Annotated in this window: 2 protein-coding genes and 1 pseudogene; all 3 read right to left on the reverse strand. The window is 74.9% G+C overall.

The genetic code is table 11. The annotated features are described in order from the left end of the window. Positions 1–1364, reverse strand: a 1364-nt coding sequence (locus K6I34_RS32355; protein ID WP_229331594.1) for a vWA domain-containing protein, incomplete at its 3' end; no start/stop codon positions are given. Between the two features lie 15 nt (positions 1365–1379). Next, positions 1380–3683, reverse strand: a complete 2304-nt coding sequence (locus K6I34_RS32360) for a serine/threonine-protein kinase (protein WP_229331596.1) — start codon at positions 3681–3683, stop codon at positions 1380–1382. Next, positions 3680–4499: pseudogene (locus K6I34_RS32365) on the reverse strand (serine protease); the annotation flags it as partial. The pseudogene K6I34_RS32365 and the gene K6I34_RS32360, both read right to left, overlap by 4 nt.

Genomic DNA, 4499 nt, shown 5'->3' on the forward strand with positions numbered 1-4499 from the left:
GTCCACTGGGTGCTGTGGTTGTCCATGACCATGGCGGCGTTGAGATCTCCGTGCGAGACCTCCGGGCGCACCTCGACGATGCCCCGCTGTTCGTCGACGATGCGTACCAGGCGGCTCAGGCGCCGCAGCATTTTCTTGTCGCCCAGCTCGTGCGCCAGCCGTACGGCCCGGCCCCACTGTTCCTGGGCGGTGGCGCGCTCGTCCCGTTCGTACGCCTCGCACCCGGCGGTGACGGTCCTGCCGAGCTCCGCGTGGCCGTCGTAGTGGGCGACGCGCGGGTGGATGCGGGTGGACAGGGCGCGGTCGTCGGTCCAGTGCACGAGCAGGGAGCAGGGGCGCGGCAGGGCGACGGTGACGGGTGTGCCCTGTCCGCTGTCCTGTTCGCTGTCCTGTCCGCTGGTCACCAGGCTCACGGTGGCCAGTTGGAGATCCTCGCCCGGCGGGTCGCCGGCCGGGTCGGCGGTGACGCACAGGTGGTAGTCGCGGGCCTCGTCGCCCCAGGCGCCGGTGGGGAACTCCCAGCTGCGTTCCCCGGTTTGCACGCCTTCCTCGGTGAGGTCCACCTCGGTGGGGAAGACCTGCTTGACGGAGCGGAGCTCGCTGCCGACGCGCAGGTCGACCCGGACGCGGACGTCCGGGAGGGCCTTGGCCATCGCGGAGCTCATCATCGCGCGGAACTCCGTCTCCAGGTCGGAATCGTCCTCGACCGCGTCGGCCACGCCGTGCAACCGGTCGGCGATCGTACGGAGTTCGGTGGCGGCCCAGCCGTCCCCGATGCCCCGGGCGTCACAGGTGAAGCGGCCCGCGCACGCGGTCAGGACGCGCTCCAGCTCGCCCGGCCGGTCGTGCTCGTTGCGGCCGTCGGTCAGCAGCAGGGTGTGCCGGATCGCGGTGTCCTGCGCGGCGAGCAGATCGGCCGCGCAGTCCAGCCAGGAGGCGATCGCGGTGCCGCCCGAGGCGATCAGGCCCGTGGCGATGTGGGCGGCGTCGGCGCGCGAGTCGGGCCCGGCGACGGCCATGCGGGGCGAGCGGGGGTAGATCACCCGCGCCTCGTCGGTGCCTTCGACGAGCGCGAAGCGGGTGCCGTCGCGCAGCGCGTCGACGGCCGCGGCCGCCGCCCGCCGGGCCGCCGCGATCTTCGTGCTGGGCCAGTTCATCGAGCCGGAGCAGTCGATGACGATGACCTCGGCGGAGGTGGTCCGCCCCGCGAGCCCGTCGAGACCCGCGGCCGTGACGGTGAGGATGGCGTGCGCGGGCGTCGGGCCCGCGCCGGCCGGGAGGTACTTGTTCTGGCCCAACTCGGTGGTCAGACGCGGTGGGTGGGCTCTGCTGCCGCCGTCGGCGGTGCCGTTCGCTCGGTCCATCGTGCTTCCCCCTGATCACACACGGGTCAAGGGACGGACGCGGTTGGCCAGGTCGACCAGGGTGCCGAGCCCGTCCGGGGTCCTTGCCTGCTGGGCGAGACCGCGGAGCTGCTGTTCGAGGCGGGTGCGGACGGCGGTCTCGGTGAGCGGCGCGCCGTCCGCGCCGGTGAGCGCGGCGCCGTCCGGGCTCCCCGGTCTTCCCGGCGTCCTGAGGCGTTCCAGCGCGACGTCGAGGAGCTCCGCCTCCAGCCGGTCGCGGGCCGGGCCCGCCGCGTGGCCCTCGTCGAGGTGCAGTTCCGGGAGGCGCGCCAGGGCCTCGGTGAGTTCGGCCGGTCCCGGCAGGCCCTCCGGGCCGTCGCACAGCCGCCCGGCGAGGACGCGTACGCACGCCGTGCGGGCCGCGTCGCGGTGCCGGGAGACGGCCGGGACGCCGTCCAGCAGCTCCACGGCGGCCCTGCGTTCCCCGGCGGCGAGCCGCAGCCGCGCGAGGCCGAACGCGGCGCTGCCCTGCGAGCGGTTGCGCTGCCAGACGGCCTGGTAGCAGCGCTCGGCGGCCTCCGTGTCACCGCGGTGCTCGGCGCAGTAGCCGAGGGCCAGCTTCGGCGCGGACTCGCCCGGCAGGTCCGCGTAGACCCGGTCGAACGCGGCCTCGGCGGCGGCCGGTTCGCCGTGCGCGAGGGAGAGCAGGCCCTGGTGCCAGCTCAGCCGCCAGTCGTAACGGGCGAGCGCCCCCACCACCGCGCGGGCCGCCGCGAGCCGCTCCGCCGCCTCCTCCAGTTCCGCGAGCTCCAGATGGGCCCGGCACTGCCGGAGCGGGATCTCCGCCGAGCGCTCCCCGAAGGCGTACAGCTGCTGGATCAGCCGGCGCGGCCCGCTCGCCGTCGGCTGCCGCAGCAGCGGTTCGGCGGGGTCGTGCGGGTCCGGGTACGGCACGGGGAGGACCAGAGGCACCTGGCCGGGCGCGGGCAGCCCGCGGTCCAGGACCGGGCGCGGCCCGCCCGTCAGCCAGCGCTCCAGCGGCGGTACGCGCCCCAGCGAGGCGTCCAGCAGGGCCGCGGTCGGCTCGAACAGGGCGGAGGGCTCGGGGTGTTCCCGCCCGGTGCGCAGCGAACGGATCTCCCGCAGCACGCCGCGCAGTTGCTCGGCCATGTCGTGGGCGGAGGCGTAGCGGCCGAGCGGGTCCTCGGTGACGGCACGGGCGATCGCCCGCTCGTAGGACTCACCGCCCAGCCCTGTCGGGCGGGCCTCGGCGGGCGCCTCGTCGGACAGGGCCCGCAGCGTCATCCCCATGCTGAACAGGTCCGCGCGCGGCGAGAGCCCCGCGGCCCGGTCGCGCACCACCTCGGGGGCGGTGAACCCGCGCGCGCCCAGCAGTGCGCCGTCGGGATCGCCCAGCCTGCGGACGGCGCCGAGGTCGATGAGCTTGACCCGGTCGCCGTAGTGCATCACGTTGTTCGGCTTGAGGTCGCAGTAGACGAGGTTCTGCCGGTGCAGATAGCCGAGCGCGCCGAGGATCCGGCAGCCGTACGCGAGGACGTACTCCAGGACGCGCGGCTCGCCGAACGGGCCCTCGCGGCGCGCCATGCGTCCCTTGACCTGCGACAGCTGCATGCCGCCGACGAACTCCATGACGATGTAGCCCGTGCGCGCGGTGTCGTCGCCGGTGCCCCGGTCCGGGTGCGTCACGTAGTTGATGATGCGGACGATGTCGGGGTGGTCGAAGCGGGTGAGGTAGCGCCGCTCCTTGCCCGCGAGTTCGAGGGCGTCGGGGTCGCCGGTGTGGATGAGGCCCTTGAGGGCGACGGGGCGGTTCTCCAACTGCGTGTCGTGGGCGAGATAGACCCAGCCGAGGCCGCCGTTGGCGAGGCAGCCCACCACGCGGTACTGCTCGCCCACGAGGTCGCCCGCCGCGAGGCGCGGGGTGAAGTCGAAGGGGTGTTTGCACTGGGGGCAGTAGCCGGTGGCGAGCGCGGGCTCGTTCTTGTACGCGCGGCCGACGACGGCGGTGCAGCCTTCGTGGCCGCAGGTCTTGCCGCCCGGCGGGACCTGCGGGTCCGTGACGACGAGCGCCTCGGGGGAGGGGGCGCGCACGACGGGCAGGCCGAGCAGGCCGTCGCCCGCGGGCGCCACGCTGAAGAGCCGGTCGGTGGCCGTCCGCCACTGCGTGCCCGAGGTGGGCAGGCTCTCCGCGGTGGCGGCGAGCCGCTGTCCGGTGACGCGGCAGAAGCCGGTGCCGTCGGCGGAGCAGCCCTCGCAGCCGGGGCGTTCGCAGTCGGGGGGTTTTCCCGTCTTTCCTATGGCCTTTCCCGCGGCCTTCACCGGCCGTCACCTCCTCGGTCGCTCCCGCTTCCCTGGGGTCCCAGGGGTCCCTGGGGCCGGTGCGTGTGGCGGCGTACGGCATCGGCGAAGCGCTCGACGACGGTCTCGGCCTCCGAGAGCTCGCACGGGGCCTGGTAGAGGAGATTGTGGGCGGCACGGTAGAGCGGGGCCGCGGCCTGCTCCTCCTCCAGGCTGCGGCCCGCGAGCAGCGCGAAGAACGCCTCCAGCCTGCCGCGCAGTTCGTCGCGGCGCGCGATGCCCGCCGCGGCGCCGCCGATCACTTCCTCGACGCGCAGCAGCCCCGACTCCACGGCGCTCTCGAACGCCGCGAGCTTCGGCAGGAAGCGGGGGCTGCCCAGGTCCGGGTCGCCGCGCAGCGCCGTCAGGTCGAGCCGCAGCGCCGCGGCCTCCTGCGGCACCGTCCGCACGGGCGCGACCAGGGAGACCCTGTCGTACGCGTCGCGCTCGCGGCGGGCGATGTGTTCGATCCGGTCGCGGACCCGGTCGAGCCGCGCGGTGATCTCGTCCTTGCTCGGGTCGGCCATCCTCAGCGCCAGCTCCAGGCTCTGCGAGTCGGGGGTGCGGAAAACGAGCAGCAGGCGCGCGCCACGGGCGGCGAGCAGGTCGGCGAACTCCACGAGCGCGACGGGCTCCGCGGCGTAGTCCACGCCCTCGGCGACGACCGTCAGCGGCACGCGGCGGATCCCGGCGAACCGGCCGACCGCCGACTCCCCCTCGCCCTCCCCCTCACCGGTCGGCAGCCCGAGCCGGTCGGCGACGCGCGCCGCGAACCGGGCGACCGACCCGCCCGACACG

This window comes from Streptomyces sp. UNOC14_S4 (assembly GCF_020740835.1).
Lineage (GTDB): Bacteria > Actinomycetota > Actinomycetes > Streptomycetales > Streptomycetaceae > Streptomyces.